Annotated in this window: 16 protein-coding genes; 4 read left to right on the forward strand and 12 right to left on the reverse strand. The window is 60.9% G+C overall.

Annotation, left to right across the window (positions count from 1 at the left end):
* Positions 1 to 8: 8 nt before the first annotated feature.
* From ccmI to ABT23_RS07855, 11 genes are all read right to left on the reverse strand, one after another.
* Positions 9 to 1,310, reverse strand: a complete 1,302-nt coding sequence (gene ccmI, locus ABT23_RS07805; protein ID WP_296633416.1) for a c-type cytochrome biogenesis protein CcmI — start codon at positions 1,308 to 1,310, stop codon at positions 9 to 11.
* On the reverse strand, positions 1,307 to 1,783 hold the full coding sequence (locus tag ABT23_RS07810) for a cytochrome c-type biogenesis protein (protein WP_296633417.1): 477 nt from the start codon (positions 1,781 to 1,783) through the stop codon (positions 1,307 to 1,309). Before ABT23_RS07810 ends, ccmI begins: the two co-directional genes overlap by 4 nt.
* Positions 1,773 to 2,303 carry a DsbE family thiol:disulfide interchange protein gene (locus tag ABT23_RS07815; protein WP_296633418.1) on the reverse strand — a complete coding sequence of 177 codons (531 nt, stop codon included), beginning with the start codon at positions 2,301 to 2,303 and terminating at the stop codon, positions 1,773 to 1,775. The genes ABT23_RS07810 and ABT23_RS07815 overlap by 11 nt, the downstream gene beginning before the upstream one ends.
* Positions 2,300 to 4,279 (reverse strand): heme lyase CcmF/NrfE family subunit, encoded by a 1,980-nt coding sequence (locus ABT23_RS07820; RefSeq protein WP_296633419.1) that lies wholly within the window; start codon positions 4,277 to 4,279, stop codon positions 2,300 to 2,302. Before ABT23_RS07820 ends, ABT23_RS07815 begins: the two co-directional genes overlap by 4 nt.
* Positions 4,276 to 4,749 carry a cytochrome c maturation protein CcmE gene (gene ccmE / locus ABT23_RS07825; protein ID WP_296633421.1) on the reverse strand — a complete coding sequence of 158 codons (474 nt, stop codon included), beginning with the start codon at positions 4,747 to 4,749 and terminating at the stop codon, positions 4,276 to 4,278. The genes ABT23_RS07820 and ccmE overlap by 4 nt, the downstream gene beginning before the upstream one ends.
* Complete coding sequence (ccmD, locus tag ABT23_RS07830) at positions 4,733 to 4,927, reverse strand: heme exporter protein CcmD (protein ID WP_296633422.1); 195 nt, start codon at positions 4,925 to 4,927, stop codon at positions 4,733 to 4,735. Before ccmD ends, ccmE begins: the two co-directional genes overlap by 17 nt.
* Positions 4,924 to 5,664 carry a heme ABC transporter permease CcmC gene (gene ccmC, locus ABT23_RS07835; protein ID WP_296633424.1) on the reverse strand — a complete coding sequence of 247 codons (741 nt, stop codon included), beginning with the start codon at positions 5,662 to 5,664 and terminating at the stop codon, positions 4,924 to 4,926. Before ccmC ends, ccmD begins: the two co-directional genes overlap by 4 nt.
* A gap of 43 nt (positions 5,665 to 5,707) precedes the next feature.
* Positions 5,708 to 6,373 (reverse strand): heme exporter protein CcmB, encoded by a 666-nt coding sequence (gene ccmB / locus ABT23_RS07840; RefSeq protein ID WP_296633437.1) that lies wholly within the window; start codon positions 6,371 to 6,373, stop codon positions 5,708 to 5,710.
* Between the two features lie 15 nt (positions 6,374 to 6,388).
* Positions 6,389 to 7,009 (reverse strand): cytochrome c biogenesis heme-transporting ATPase CcmA, encoded by a 621-nt coding sequence (gene ccmA / locus ABT23_RS07845; RefSeq protein WP_296633425.1) that lies wholly within the window; start codon positions 7,007 to 7,009, stop codon positions 6,389 to 6,391.
* 25 nt (positions 7,010 to 7,034) lie between these two features.
* The gene (locus tag ABT23_RS07850) at positions 7,035 to 9,500 is read right to left on the reverse strand and encodes a hypothetical protein (protein WP_296633427.1); all 2,466 of its coding nucleotides are present in this window, start codon (positions 9,498 to 9,500) and stop codon (positions 7,035 to 7,037) included.
* 73 nt (positions 9,501 to 9,573) lie between these two features.
* Positions 9,574 to 9,759: a hypothetical protein gene (locus ABT23_RS07855; protein ID WP_296633428.1), complete on the reverse strand. Its 186-nt coding sequence runs from the start codon at positions 9,757 to 9,759 to the stop codon at positions 9,574 to 9,576.
* A 994-nt stretch (positions 9,760 to 10,753) separates the two neighbouring features.
* On the opposite strand from ABT23_RS07855, the gene ABT23_RS07860 reads away from it, so the two are divergent.
* From ABT23_RS07860 to ABT23_RS07875, 4 genes are all read left to right on the forward strand, one after another.
* Positions 10,754 to 10,942, forward strand: a complete 189-nt coding sequence (locus tag ABT23_RS07860) for a hypothetical protein (RefSeq protein WP_296633430.1) — start codon at positions 10,754 to 10,756, stop codon at positions 10,940 to 10,942.
* Positions 10,943 to 11,257: 315 nt separating this feature from the next.
* A complete protein-coding gene (locus ABT23_RS07865) occupies positions 11,258 to 11,470 on the forward strand; it encodes a hypothetical protein (protein WP_296633431.1) in 213 nt (70 codons plus the stop codon).
* A 210-nt stretch (positions 11,471 to 11,680) separates the two neighbouring features.
* Complete coding sequence (locus ABT23_RS07870; RefSeq protein WP_296633432.1) at positions 11,681 to 11,947, forward strand: hypothetical protein; 267 nt, start codon at positions 11,681 to 11,683, stop codon at positions 11,945 to 11,947.
* Between the two features lie 369 nt (positions 11,948 to 12,316).
* On the forward strand, positions 12,317 to 12,598 hold the full coding sequence (locus tag ABT23_RS07875; RefSeq protein ID WP_296633433.1) for a hypothetical protein: 282 nt from the start codon (positions 12,317 to 12,319) through the stop codon (positions 12,596 to 12,598).
* 499 nt (positions 12,599 to 13,097) lie between these two features.
* On the opposite strand, the gene ABT23_RS07880 is transcribed toward ABT23_RS07875, so the two are convergent.
* Positions 13,098 to 14,200 (reverse strand): cytochrome c3 family protein (locus ABT23_RS07880; protein ID WP_296633434.1); only part of this gene is annotated, 1,103 nt, incomplete at its 5' end.

Here is a 14,200-nt window from a genome sequence, read left to right on the forward strand (position 1 = left end):
CCTGACGTTCAGGGAATCACTTTGTCGATATTGATCTGGATATCCTGCGTGCCCGGCTTGAGCGGCCCCACGCTGCCCTCCAGATCGCCGCTTTGCGCACTGGCGTTACCGCTTTTCGAAATGCGGGCCACGACCATCACCGAGGGAAACGCCGACAGCTTCATGCCCGGCGCCATGGAATTGGAGTCATCCAGACTGAAGCGGCTGGGTAATTCGCCGGCCTTCTGGCTCAGGATGGCCAGCGGCATGCGCGGACCGTTTTCTGCTCGGGCGAAGATAAACAAGGTATCCCCGGGCGACACCTTGGCCGCCAGCGCCGGGGCCAGTTTGACCTGTCCGCTGACCCGTACGCCATTGGCGGCAGCCGGTGCCGCAGCCTCCTGCGGGGCCTGCATGATGGACGGCAGTGCGGCAGGCGGCGTACGCCCTTCAGCCAGCGCACGGGCCTCGTCCAGGCTGGCTTGCAGCGACTGGGTGAATTCGGAGTCGGCCGGGGCCGTTTGGACCACCTTTTCCCAGTAGCCGATCGCACCCTTGTAATCTTTCCTGTCGAACGCAGCGGTTCCCATCAGCGCCAACGCCTTGAGGTTGGCCGGATCGATTTTCAGGGCGCGTTGCAGCATCGCCAGCGGCTCACCGTCGAGTTTCTGTCCCTGGGACATGGCCAGTGCATCGGCATGATCGGCCATCAACTGAGCATCGGGCGACAGCCGTTTTTCCGCCTGGGAATAGGCTTCGGAGGCTTCGGCGAAGCGACCCAGCACGTTGTAGGAACGTGCCAGCATGGCCCAGCCTGCACCATCGTCCGGGTTGTCCTTGAGGCGGGCTGCGAGTTTCTCCGCCATGGCCCGGATGGCGTCGAAGGACGTGCTGTGCGGACTGCCGCCCTGAGCCTGCGCGTTGGCCGGTGCCGTCGCCACCCGAGGTGCACTATCTGACGGCGCGATCGCCAGGGGCGTACCCAGCTTGAGATACATCCCCACCGCAACAGCGGGGATCAGCACCGCCAAGGCGATCGGCGCCCAGGCGGCGCGTTGGGATTGTGCAGGCGTGGCTTCGCTGACGGCGGCCAATGTATCTTCCAGCGCACGTTTTTCCAGTTCGCGCCGGCCTGCGGCATGCTGTTCCGCATTGAGCGTACCGTTTGCCAGGTCGGCATCCAGTTCCTTGATCTGGTCGCGGTAAATCAATACGTTCGCCTGCGCACGCATATTCCTATCATCCTCGCCGCGTTGCCTGACCAGCGCAGGCAGCACGAAGGCAAGCCCCAGGGCAATAAGTACGCCGATCACGATGAAAAATCCGGTCATGTTGTTTCCTTGGTTTGGTCGGTTTGCAGCAGGGATTCGGCCAGCGCCTGTTCGTCGTGGCTCAGCTCGGGTTCAGCGACGCGCTCTCGGCGTTGTTTCAGGGTGACATACAGGATTCCGCCACCCACGGCCAGCAACAGGAAAGGGCCGACCCAGAGGAATAAGGTGGTGTTCTTGAGCGGCGGTCGATACAACACGAAATCGCCGTAACGGGCGACCATGAAATCCTTGATCTCGGCATCGTTCATGCCGGACTCGATTTTTTCGCGGATTTCATTACGCAAATCCACCGCCAGATCGGCATTGGAATCGGCAATCGTCTGGTTCTGGCACACCAGGCAGCGCAACTCGCTGGCGAGTTGCATCAGCCTTGCCTCGGCCACGGGATCAGCCGCAGCAGGAGCAGCCTCCTTGGCAAACGCCGGGGAAAGCGACGCCGCCAACAAAAGCGGAAGAACGAATTTATGCAGCATTGAGTTTTTTCACCAGCGGTAGAATCGTGTCGCGCCAGATTTCAGGCGTAATAGGACCGGTCTGCTTGTGGCGAATGATGCCGGCCTTGTCGATGACAAAGGTTTCGGGCACGCCGTAGACGCCGAATTCGATACCCGTCCGGCCATCCAGGTCGGATACGCTGGCAACATAGGGATTGCCCAAGCCGTTCAGCAGGCGGCGCGCATCGTCCGGCTGATCCTTGTAATCCAGCCCATAGATCGGTACGGCACGGGTTTTGGAAAGCTCGACCAGAACCGGATGCTCCTCGCGGCAACCGCTGCACCACGAAGCCCACACATTGAGCAGCCAGACCTGGCCACGCATCTCCGCGGAAGACAACACACGCGGGGGCGTATCGAGCGTTTGCAAGCGGAATGCGGGCGCCGGTTTGCCGATGAGCGGAGACGGCACCTCGCGCGGATCGAGCTTGAGGCCCACGCCCAAGAACACCAGCATGGCAATGAAAATCGCCAGAGGAATCAGGTAGCGCGCCTTCATGCCGCCTCCGCCAGGCGGCCAGCCAATGCAGCGGGTTCCCGGCGGCGCGCCATGCGGTAACGTCGGTCGGACAACGCCATCGCGCCGCCCAGCGCCATGACCAGACAGCCGCCCCAGATCCAGTCCACGAAAGGCTTGTAATACACGCGTACGACCCAGGCACCGTTACCGACTGGCTCACCCAGCGAGACATACAGGTCACGGATTAGACCAGGATCGATGGCTGCCTCGGTCATCGGCATCTGCGTCGCGAAATACATGCGTTTTTCCGGTGCCAGGGTGCGCTCCAATCGGCCATTCTTCAGGATGTCGATGGCGCCTCGCGATGCCATGTAGTTGGGGCCGGGCGTTTCGGTCACGCCCTTGAAGACGAACTGGTAGGCGCCGATGGTGGCCGTGTCGCCGACCTCCATGCGCACGTCCTTCTCGACCTGGTAGCCCTTGACCAGGGTCACGCCGACGATGAACACGCCGACGCCGAGGTGCGCCAGCAGCATGCCGTAATAGCTTCTCGACTGGTTGCCCAGCCGCTGCGGCACCGAGGCACCCATGGTCGGCCTGACCCGATTCCACAGATTGAGCGTAGTGGTTGCGAACACCCACAGGGCGAGCAGCAGGCCAAAGCTGATCATGGGGGACCAGTGCCCCAGCACGACAGGCAGCAGCAAGGCACTGACGAGACTGATCCCGAAGGCCCAGCGCAGGCGCACGGCCAGATCAGGCAGGCTGGCGGATTTCCAGCGGGCGAACGGACCGACCCCCATCAGGAAAATAGCTGGAGCCATAAGTGGCGCAAACACGGTGTCGAAGTACGGCGGACCGACCGATATCTTGCCCAGCCGCAGCGCATCGAGAACCAGCGGATACAGCGTTCCCAGCAATACCGAGCCGGCCGCCACGACCAGAATGACATTGTTGGCAAGCAGCATGGATTCACGCGACACCAGATCGAACCGTCCGCCGAGACCGACCTTGGCCGCGCGCCAGGCGAACAGCAGGAGCGAACCGCCGGTCACGACGGCCAGGAACATCAGGATGAAGATGCCACGCCGGGGATCGGTGGCAAATGCGTGGACCGAGGTCAGCACCCCCGAGCGCACGAGGAAGGTGCCCAAAAGCGACAGGGAAAAGGCGAAGATGGCGAGCAGCACGGTCCAGTTCTTGAAGCTGCCACGTTTTTCGGTGACGGCGAGCGAGTGGATCAGGGCCGTGCCGACCAGCCAGGGCATGAAGGACGCGTTTTCCACCGGATCCCAGAACCACCAGCCGCCCCAGCCCAGTTCGTAGTATGCCCAGGCGCTGCCGAGCGCGATGCCCACGGTGAGGAAGACCCAGGCCACCAGGGTCCAGGGCCGTGACCAGCGCGCCCAGGCCGCATCCAGGTTGCCGCCCAACAGCGCGGCGATGGCAAAGGCAAAGGCCACCGAGAAGCCCACATAGCCCATGTAGAGCATGGGCGGATGGAAGATCATGCCGGGATCCTGCAGCAGCGGGTTGAGATCGCGGCCATCCAGGGCGGCGGGTAGCAGGCGCTCGAAGGGATTGGACGTCAGCAGGATGAACAGCAGAAACCCGACACAGATGAAACCCATCACGCCCAGGATGCGCGCCACCATTTCGCGCGGCAGATGGCGGCTGAACAGCGAGACCGCGACCATCCAGAAGGTCAGCATGAATACCCACAGCAGCACCGAGCCTTCATGGCCGCCCCATACCGCGGCCAGCCGGTAGTGCAGCGGCAGCATGGAGTTGGAGTTGCTGGCGACATACAACACGGAAAAATCGTTGACGGCGAAGGAGTAGGCCAGACAAACCATGGCCAGCATGATGAACACGAACAGCCCCTGCGCGGCCGGTCGGGCCATGGCCATCCAGGACGCGATGCCGCGCTGCGCGCCGACGATGGGAAAAACGGCCAGCGCAAGGGAAATAAGGAAGGCGACAATGAGGGCGAAGTGGCCGATTTCAGGAATCATTTGGCTTGTCTTTCCGTATCCATGACCAGCGTCTTGCCGGTGCTTTCGCCCGAAGCCTGGGCGCGCTTGAGGGCTTCGGCCGCCTCGGGAGGCATATAGTTTTCGTCGTGTTTGGCCAGCACTTCACTGGCCTGGAATACCCCATTGGCAGACATTTCTCCCTGAGCCACCACCCCTTTTCCTTCCTTGAACAGATCAGGAAGGATGCCGGTATAGGTCACGGGGATCGAATGCGCGGTATCGGTCACGATGAAGTGAACCGTCACTCCGTCCCGCCGGACGCTGCCGGTTTCCACCAATCCGCCAACCCGCAGGCCACGGCCGGTAGGCGCTTCGTGCGCGGCGATCTGGGTCGGCGTGAAGAAGAACGCCATGTTGCTGCGCAAGGCATTCAGCACCAGGGTGGCTGCAATGCCCACCGCGGTCAGCCCGACGGCCATCAGGGCCATGCGTTTATGGCGTGGTTTCATATGTCACCTGTTCGGATAGCAAGGCCTGCATTCGACGGGCCTTTTCGACGGCACGCCGACGCATGCGAAGCATAAGAATTTCGGCCGTGATGAGGGCGGCCGTGACGAGGTACGCGCCCCAGACATAAAAGCCATACCCCCCCATGGCGATGAAGTCGTCCAGACTCTTCCAGTTCATGCTGGCTCCTTGGTCAATTTTGCGAGCCACTCGGCCTGCTGCTCGCGTTCGAGGATGATGCAGCGCACCCGCGCCAACGCCGCGGCAATGCTGTACATCCAGCAGGCCAGCGCCATGATCAACATGCCCAACAGCATGGTGGTCGCCATCTTGGGGGCCATGGTCATGCTGACCGATGCGCCCTGGTGCAGGGTGTTCCACCACTTGACCGAGAAATAGATGATGGGCACGTTGACCACGCCGACCAGCGCCAGCAATGCACTGGCACGATCGGCACGGCGCGTGTCGTCGATCGCGGCGTGCAAGGCCAGGAAACCCAGATACAGGAACAGCAGCATCAGTTCGGACGTCAGTCGCGCATCCCACACCCACCAGGCACCCCAGGTGGGCTTGCCCCAGAACGCACCGGTCCACAGGGCGATAAACGTGAACAGGGCGCCGGTGGGCGCCAACGCACTCGCCATCATCGACGACAGGCGCGTGTTGAAGATCAACCCCGCTGCAGCCCATCCCGCCATCACGATGTAGATGAACATCGACATCCAGGCGGCAGGCACATGGATGAAAATGATGCGGTACGACTCGCCCTGCTGGAAGTCGGTGGGCGCCACAAAAAAGCTGAGATACAGGCCTGCGAAGGTGAACCCGGCCGCGCTCAGCGCAAACCAGGGAATCAGCTTCCCTGCCAGCGGATAGAACGTGGCAGGCGAGGCGTATTTGAACCAGTTCAGTTTCATTCCGGAAATCGTTCCATGCAGGTCATAGGGAGACGCACCTCGATCATTCCAGCGAGATTCGCAAAGCAGCTGCGGTAGCCCAGGGCGCCAGTACCATGCCCAGCAGCAGCAGTGCGCCGAGGATGGACAAGTGGCCACTGGCATCCATACCGGTGGTACTGGCGTCCACGGCCCCGGCACCAAAGACCAGCACCGGCACATACAGCGGCAGTACCAGCAACGACACCAGCACCCCGCCACCACGCACGCCCACCGTCAGGGCCGCGCCAATGGCGCCGATCAGGCTCAACAACGGCGTACCCAGCAGCAAGGCCAGAAATAACGTACCGAGCGAACCGGTCGGCAGGTCGAATTGCAATGCGATCACCGGTGCAATCAAAACCAGCGGCAAGCCCGAAATCAGCCAATGCGCCATGACCTTGCCGATCACCACCAGGGCCAGCGGCTCGGGTGCCAGCATCAACTGTTCGAGGCTGCCATCCGCATAATCCGCATCGAACAGCCGACCCAAGGACAACATGGAAGCCAGCAAGGCCGCCACCCATAGAATGCCGGGCGCCATGGCGCGCAGCAGCTTGGGCTCCGGACCCACACCGAGCGGGAACAGGCTGGCAACGATGACGAAGAAAAACAGCGTGGTCGCCACGTCGGCCCGTCGGCGCATGGCAAGCAGTACGTCACGGGTAACAATATGGCCCAGGGTTCGCATCATGTCCGTGTCCCCTCAGGCATCGAGCCGCAACGTCTGGGTATCGGTTGCCTGGACGCCGACATCCTGATGCGACGTCAAGGCGATCATGCCGCCCCTTGCCAGGTGGCCTTCCATGATGTGCCGCACCCCCGCGACCGCGTGGGCATCCAGTGCGTTGAATGGTTCGTCCAACAGCCAGAGCGGACGCGGCTGAGCAAGCTTCAACCGGGCCAGGGCAGCACGGCGGCGCTGGCCCTGGGACAGGAATTTGACCGGCAGATGTTCGCGTCCTGCCAGTCCCATGTCTTGCAGCGCCCCATCAACCTCGACACGACTGGCGGGCTGGCTGGCAAGGCGCGCGGCGACAAGGAGATTTTCCCGCGCGCTGAGTTCTTCCTTCAGGCCATTGGCATGGCCGATGTAGGTCAGTTCCCGACGGTAGTCCTCGCCCCACGCCCGTATAGGTTCGCCACGCCAGCGTACTTCGCCGGCCATGGCCTGGGTCAACCCACACAGGGTGCGCAACAACGTGGTCTTGCCGCTGCCGTTGCCGCCCTGGATCCAGATCAGTCCGCCCGGTTCGAGGGTGAACGACACGTTGCCAAACAGGCGACGCTCACCACGCACACAACCCAGTCCGATTATTTCCAGCATAAGTGGCCTTTGCTGCGTCCGCCGGTCAGATGTCCCAACGGTAACCTACATAGAAGAAATGCTGCTGGCTGATTTCATTGTTGCCAGGGCTGGTTGTCGTCGAATGCTCATAGATGTAATCCGCTTCCAGGGACAGGTTGCCCTTCCACAGATAGGTCAGGTGAATTTCAGGCGTCCAACGGGCCAGATGGGTATCGGGATCGCTTTTCTGCTGGTAATACTTCAACGAAGGCTCAAGCGTCCAGCGTTCCAGCCGGGTGACGTTGTTGTATGCCAGGAGCTGGCCGTTAAAGATATTGCCTTTGTTCAGGGACAAGGTGAACACATTGACGTCGTTTGCCATCAAAAGCCCGGAGCCGATGGCTCGCAGGGAATAGGCATAAATGTTTCCGGTGGCCGGCGTCGGCGGCAGGACAGTTCCATCGCTCAAGGTCGATCCGGGCAAGGCGCCGGTATTGGTCAGATTGAAATCTCCCCCTGCCTGCCAGGTTTTATTCAGCGGCGTGATGTACCCCGCCTGGAAGAGTTTGGAGACCGCACTACTATTGTCCGCCCATGTACGAACCTGATCTTCCGTATTGGTCGCGAGCAATTGTTTGATGCTGGTCGGAATAGGCGACATAGACGTCACCGCAGCGTTGTACAGGGCAACCGACGTGGTGAGCAACGGCGAGCGGCGATAATCCAGCAGGAAACTGAACATGCCCCCCTTCTCTGTCTGCCAGTTGCCCTGGAGGGTACCGATGTTAAGCGCACTGTAGCTCACGTCATAGTCCACCAGGCTGCTGACGGAACCGCGCATGTCGTAAAACCCCAGTTCCAGGCCGACGGCGCGCCGATCCTGGATGCCGTCTGCCGACTGCTCGATATAGTAGGTCTTGCCACGCAGGCGTTCGGTCAGTTCGTCGCCATCCAGGCTGATCCCCCAGAATTTTCGATCTGAGCCGAGAGCGGGGAATTCGACCGGCACACCGGCAACCACGTTGGCTCGCCATTTGGGCGCGAAATAGTAGCCAAGCTGCGCGCCATCGAACCGGCCGAGCACGCCCCCGGACGTTCCGATCTGGCGACCCAGTGTGGCATTGAACCCGTTCCCCAGTCCCTTGTAGCTATAGTAGGCCGACAGGACATGATTCAGGCTCGGGCGCGACTTGATGAAACTGACGATGTTGTCATCCCGGAAAACCAGTTTCTGGTCCGCATCGGAATTCCGGTAACGCCCTTGCAAATCGAGATGGGTTCGCAGCGAAGACTGGTTTATGGCCGAAAGCGTCGAGGTCCCGGCTGTGGTAGGCGTATTGAAAGCGGTCTGCGTCTGGGTGCTGCCGCCGAAATAGTATTGCGAAAGGCTGCCGGACACGGTCTTGATGACAGGCTCATCGCGTCTTCTGGCTTTTGCCCGAACCGCCCCCGTAGACGTGCTCTCCGCTTTGAGCCCCGCCAAATGCTGACGCACGCGTTCGGCACCCGCTCCTTCCGGAAACAGTTTCAGATACAGCGCATACTCCGCTCTCGCCTTGGCCAACTCTTCGTTGCGCTCCCGGGCCACGCCAATCAATTCCTGCGCGTCCTGCGAATAGTGGTTGGGCGGCAACAGCAGAATCTGGTTAAAGAGATCGATGGCCAGTTCGTAATTCGCGGCATTCAAGGCTTCCTGCGCCTTCGGCATCAGCATGGCCGCCTGGTTTTCCACGTCAGGAAGCGCCACCGGGGCCTGCCGTGGTCCCAACGTCACTTCGGATTTCGCACTCGCGGAAGCAGCCTTGAGCATGGCTTTCCTGCGCTTGCGCAGATCGCTTATTTCGGCCTGCGGAAATTGGGACAGCAGACCAGCACGGACCTGTTCAGCTTGCTCGGCGGTGGCGAAATAACCCAGGTTCAGTTCATAGAACGTCTGTCCTTCACGCGTCTGCTGTGACGTGAAAACGTCATAGTCCTGCAACTCGCGAGGGATGACTTTGCCACTCACTTCATCCCGGGATGTCGAACTTAGCAATGTCAGGGCGTAGCGTTTACCGTCCGGGACCAGTTGATACTTCCTCGCCGTGTCGCCAAAAATGATGTCCACACTACGGCCATCCGCGCCGGCGAGCACCCGTCCATCCGCGACCTGCTTGTCCTTCCCAATCTGCAAGGTCAGCCTCTTGACTGAAGAGGTCTGAGGCGAGAGCGTCGCCGTCACGTCTGGAAGCTGATCAAATGATTTTGACTTGAGCGTCTCGACCGATTTGATTTCCGTCGATTCCTCACCTTGAAGAATCCTGAAATACACCACGATGGTATTGGTCTTGCCAACTTTGACTGCCCGTAAAAACTGGATCCGGGCATTGAACTGCAGTCGGATGACATTTTCGAAGCTATCGGGTTGAACCTGGATTTCCTCCAGAATCTGTGCACCCGCCATCTGCGGACTGATCGCCAGAATGCTGCAACCGATCAATGCTGCAACCAGCTTGTTCCGAGTAGTAAAAAACATTGCCTGTCCCGTCATGATTCCTGAAAGCGCCCCGGGTGAGCCGATCGGTGGCTCACTCGGGAAATTCGAGCGAATAAACTGCTGCGGCTCAATCCCATTTGACGTAGGCCACGCCCTTGTTGCCCAAGGGTCGGTGGCAACCGGATTGAGAACAATCGGTGGCCGTTTTCGACTGATGGGTCACGCTCTTTTTCTCCATGCTGCCCAGGTAACTGGTGCCGCTCGCATGACAGGTCTTGCAACCGGTCAGAATATTGTTGTGGTCCATCTTCATGGTCGACCAGCTGGCAGTACTGGTATGACAGGCCTTGCAGTCCTTTCCGCCGACCAAGGCCGTCGGAATGTGATTGATCGGTTTGGCCTGTGCCCCGGAAGACGTGTACGCCCCGTTGTGGCATGACTCGCAGGTAGCGCTGATAACCGCACTGTGATTCATGGTCGCAGTGGTAAACGGGGCTGTCGTCCGGTGGCAGGTATCGCAGGACGCCGTGGTCGGAATGTGGGTCGTGGGTTTGCCCGTGGCAGTCGTGCCGTTGTGGCAAGTCGAGCACGTGCCGGGAGCAATGCCGGTATGACTGAAAGTCGCGGGTGTCCAGGCGCTGGTCTTGTGACAGGTGTCGCACGACTGAGTCGTGGGAATATGCGTGGTCGGCTTGCCGGTCGCAGTCGTGCCATTGTGGCAAGTTGCGCACGTTCCAGGTGCAATGCCCGTATGACTGAAAGTCGCAGGTGTCCAGGCGCTGGTCCGATGGCAGGTGTCGCAGGACTGAGTCGTGGGAATGTGCGTGGTCGGCTTGCCCGTTGCGGTCGTGCCGTTGTGGCAGGTAGCACAGGTTCCGGGCGCAATGCCCGTATGGCTGAAAGTCGCGGGCGTCCAGGCACTGGTCTTGTGACAGGTGTCGCACGACTGGGTCGTGGGAATATGTGTGGTCGGCTTGCCCGTCGCTGTCGTGCCGTTGTGGCAGGTCGAGCACGTGCCAGGCGCGACGCCAGTGTGGCTGAAGGTAGCCGGGGTCCAGGCGGATGTCTTGTGACAGGTGTCGCACGACTGGGTCGTAGGAATGTGCGTGGGCGGCTTGCCGGTCGCAGTCGTGCCGTTGTGGCAGGTCGAGCACGTGCCAGGTGCAATCCCGGCATGACTGAAAGTCGCAGGTGTCCAGGCACTGGTCTTGTGACAGGTGTCGCACGACTGGGTCGTAGGAATGTGCGTGGTCGGCTTGCCCGTTGCGGTCGTGCCGTTGTGGCAGGTAGCACAGGTTCCGGGCGCAATGCCCGTATGGCTGAAGGTCGCGGGTGTCCAGGCGGATGTCTTGTGGCAGGTGTCACAGGACGCCGTGGTCGGAATGTGGGTCGTGGGTTTGCCCGTGGCAGTCGTGCCGTTGTGGCAGGTCGAGCACGTGCCAGGCGCGACGCCAGTGTGGCTGAAGGTAGCCGGGGTCCAGGCGGATGTCTTGTGACAGGTGTCACAGGACGCCGTAGTCGGAATGTGGGTCGTGGGTTTGCCTGCTGCAGTTGTTCCGTTATGGCAGGTGGCACAGGTTCCGGGCGCAATGCCCGTATGGCTAAAGGTCGCGGGTGTCCAGGCAGATGTTTTATGGCAGCTGTCGCATGAGGCTGTGGTCGGAAGGTGGGTCGTGGGCTTGCCCATGGCGGTCGTGCCGTTGTGGCAAGTCGAGCACGTGCCGGGCGCGACGCCGGTATGACTGAAAGTCGCAGGTGTCCAGGCGCTGGTCTTGTGACAGGTGTCGCACGACTGGTTCGTAGGAATGTGCGTGGACGGCTTGCCGGTCGCAGTCGTGCCGTTGTGGCAGGTGGCACAGGTTCCGGGCGCAATGCCCGTATGGCTGAAGGTCGCGGGTGTCCAGGCGGATGTCTTGTGGCAGGTGTCACAGGACGCCGTGGTCGGAAGGTGGGTCGTGGGCTTGCCCATGGCAGTCGTGCCGTTGTGGCAGGTCGAGCACGTGCCGGGCGCGACGCCGGTATGACTGAAAGTCGCAGGTGTCCAGGCGCTGGTCTTGTGACAGGTATCGCACGATTGGGTCGTAGGAATGTGCGTGGTCGACTTGCCGGTTGCAGTCGTGCCGTTGTGGCAAGTCGAGCACGTGCCGGGGGCAATGCCGGTATGACTGAAAGTCGCGGGTGTCCAGGCGCTGGTCTTGTGACAGGTGTCGCACGACTGGGTCGTAGGAATGTGCGTGCTCGACTTGCCCGTGGCGGTCGTGCCATTGTGGCAAGTCGAGCACGTCCCGGGGGCGATGCCGGTGTGGTTCATCGTCGCCGTATTCCACGATGAGGTCTTATGGCAGGTGTCACAGGACGCCGTGGTCGGAATGTGGTTCGCGGACTTGCCTGCTGCAGTTGTTCCGTTATGGCAGGTGGCACAGGTTCCGGGCGCAATGCCCGTGTGGTTCATCGTCGCGGGTTTCCAGCTGGCAGTCTTGTGGCAGGTGTCGCACGCCTGAGTGGTGGGGATATGGGTAGCCGGTTTGCCAGTTGCCGTGGTGCCGTTGTGGCAAGTCACACAGGCGCCAGGGGTAACGCCGCTATGGTTGAAATTGGCAGGCACCCAGGCAGCAGTCTTGTGGCAGCTATCACAGGCGGCCGCGGTCGGGATATGCGTGCTCGGCTTCCCTTTGGCGATACTGCCGTTGTGGCAGGTCGCACAGGTTCCCGGAGCAACCCCACTGTGACTGAAAGAAGCAGGCTTCCAGGCCACGGTCTTGTGACAGGTGTCACAGGACGCCGTGGTCGGGATATGTGTACCCGGCTTGCCGGTCGCAGTTTTGCCGTTGTGGCACGTTGCACAACCACCCGAGGTAACGCCATTGTGATTGAAGTTGGCCGGTGTCCAGGCGCTGGCTTTATGGCAGCTGTCGCACGTCTGCGTGGTAGGAATGTGCGTAGCCGGTTTCCCAGTTGCCGTGCTGCCGTTGTGGCAGGTCGCACACGTTCCCGGAGCAACCCCGCTGTGGCTGAAGGCGGCAGGTTTCCAGGCAACGGTCTTGTGGCAGGTGTCGCAGGACGCCGTGGTCGGGATATGCGTACTCGGCTTGCCGGTCGCGGTCTTGCCATTGTGGCAACTGGCGCAGCTACCTGGGGTGACCGCACCATGATTGAAACTGGCAGGAGTCCACGCGCTGGTTTTGTGGCACGTGTCGCAAGCAGCCGTCGTCACAATATGCGTGCTCGGCTTGCCCTTGGCCATGCTGCCGTTGTGACAGGTGGCGCAAGTACCGGGCGCGACGCCCATATGGTTGAAGTGCGCGCCAGTGAATGACAAGGTGTTGTGGCAAGTTTCGCATGCCTGCTTGGTCGGAATATGTGTGGCCGGCATGGCAGCGGCCGTGATGCGCTGGCTGCCGCTGGCATGGCAACTCGAACACTGGGTAGGTGTTCCCTTGAAAACGCCCTGGACGTGGCACGATTCGCACCGCACGTTCCGATGAGCCCCACTCAGTTGAAAGCCTGTCTTCGCATGATCGAAACCGGCAGCACCTGGCCCCGCAGCGAGGGTCGGCTGGGTAACCATGCTTGCTACGCAGAGCAGCAGAACGGCCCATAGCTGCCACAATCCTGGAAGAATGCGTGATCTGACAACAGAATAGACACCCCTCATCGTGCGTCGCCTCCCGAAGCAAACATGGTTTGCAAAGCACGTGTGGCTTGTCTGGCGCCGCCCTGGCATCCTCCCCGAACGACGGTCTGACAGGCCACTTCTGAAACCGCAATTTTCGTGGGCGGGGAATTTTGGCCCTGGCGCAGGCGGACCCGCTTGAAAGAATCCGTTCCGTGACATTTCTCGCACTGCCTGCCGAAGCTGCCGTCATGCACGTCATCCTTGTCGTGACAGCTCACACATCCCATCGGCAGGGAGGCCTTGCCTGAAACGGGCTTTCTGTGACAGCTATAGCAATCCAGGCCCCGATGCCCACCATCGAGCCTGAAGCGAGTCCGGGTGGTGTGGTTGAAGTCCCATAACCGCCAATCGCGGCTGTTATGGCAGCTGTCACACTGATCGCCGAGACGCCGCTTGTGGATGTCATCCTTGTCGTGACACGCCACGCATTCCGTCCTGGCGTCCTTGAATTGAGGCGTCGCATGGCATTTTTTGCATTCCACAACCTGGTGCCTGCCCAGCAGGGGAAAACGGGTGAGGCCGTGGTTGAACGTGGTCTGCTTCCAGCCTTGTACGCTATGGCATTGCTCGCACTTCTCACCTTGCTGTCCTTTGTGCACATCGTCTTGCTTGTGGCAGGCATTACAGGCCATGGCTGTGTTCCTGTACTTCTGTCCCTGGTGACAGTCGTCGCACTTCACGGAACGGTGACGGCCTGACAACGCAAATCGCGTTTTGCCGTGATCGAAGCGGTTTTCCTTCCAGTCGCGCTCGCCATGACAGGAGTCGCACGCGTCGCCCAATCCGCCTTTATGCTTGTCATCCTTCTTGTGGCAGGCGATGCAGTTCATGGGTGCATCCTTGAATAGCGCGCTTTTGTGACAGGCTTTGCACTCAATGTCCGCATGCTTGCCGCGTAGCGGGAAGCGGGATTGAGCGTGATCGAAGCGTGTCTCGTTCCATGCGCGCTCGACGTGACAGTCGCCACATTTCTCGCCCAGTGTGCCTTTGTGCTTGTCATCCTTTTTGTGACACGCGACACAGGTCGTTTGCAACTTGTCCCGGTACAGGTTCCCGGTATGGCAGGGGTCGCACCGGG

This window comes from Thiobacillus sp. SCN 63-57, from assembly GCF_001725555.1.
Lineage (GTDB): Bacteria > Pseudomonadota > Gammaproteobacteria > Burkholderiales > Thiobacillaceae > Thiobacillus.

Bases quoted from the DNA above. Each gene is read 5' to 3' on its own strand.
- ccmD (WP_296633422.1), bottom strand. From the start codon at position 4,927: ATGAACTGGAAGAGTCTGGACGACTTCATCGCCATGGGGGGGTATGGC.
- ABT23_RS07860 (WP_296633430.1), top strand. From the start codon at position 10,754: ATGCCCGTATGGCTGAAGGTCGCGGGTGTCCAGGCGGATGTCTTGTGG.
- ABT23_RS07850 (WP_296633427.1), bottom strand. From the start codon at position 9,500: ATGACGGGACAGGCAATGTTTTTTACTACTCGGAACAAGCTGGTTGCA.
- ccmI (WP_296633416.1), bottom strand. From the start codon at position 1,310: ATGACCGGATTTTTCATCGTGATCGGCGTACTTATTGCCCTGGGGCTT.
- ccmA (WP_296633425.1), bottom strand. From the start codon at position 7,009: ATGCTGGAAATAATCGGACTGGGTTGTGTGCGTGGTGAGCGTCGCCTG.
- ABT23_RS07810 (WP_296633417.1), bottom strand. From the start codon at position 1,783: ATGCTGCATAAATTCGTTCTTCCGCTTTTGTTGGCGGCGTCGCTTTCC.
- ccmB (WP_296633437.1), bottom strand. From the start codon at position 6,373: ATGCGAACCCTGGGCCATATTGTTACCCGTGACGTACTGCTTGCCATG.
- ABT23_RS07820 (WP_296633419.1), bottom strand. From the start codon at position 4,279: ATGATTCCTGAAATCGGCCACTTCGCCCTCATTGTCGCCTTCCTTATT.
- ABT23_RS07855 (WP_296633428.1), bottom strand. From the start codon at position 9,759: ATGAAGATGGACCACAACAATATTCTGACCGGTTGCAAGACCTGTCAT.
- ABT23_RS07815 (WP_296633418.1), bottom strand. From the start codon at position 2,303: ATGAAGGCGCGCTACCTGATTCCTCTGGCGATTTTCATTGCCATGCTG.
- ccmC (WP_296633424.1), bottom strand. From the start codon at position 5,664: ATGAAACTGAACTGGTTCAAATACGCCTCGCCTGCCACGTTCTATCCG.
- ccmE (WP_296633421.1), bottom strand. From the start codon at position 4,749: ATGAAACCACGCCATAAACGCATGGCCCTGATGGCCGTCGGGCTGACC.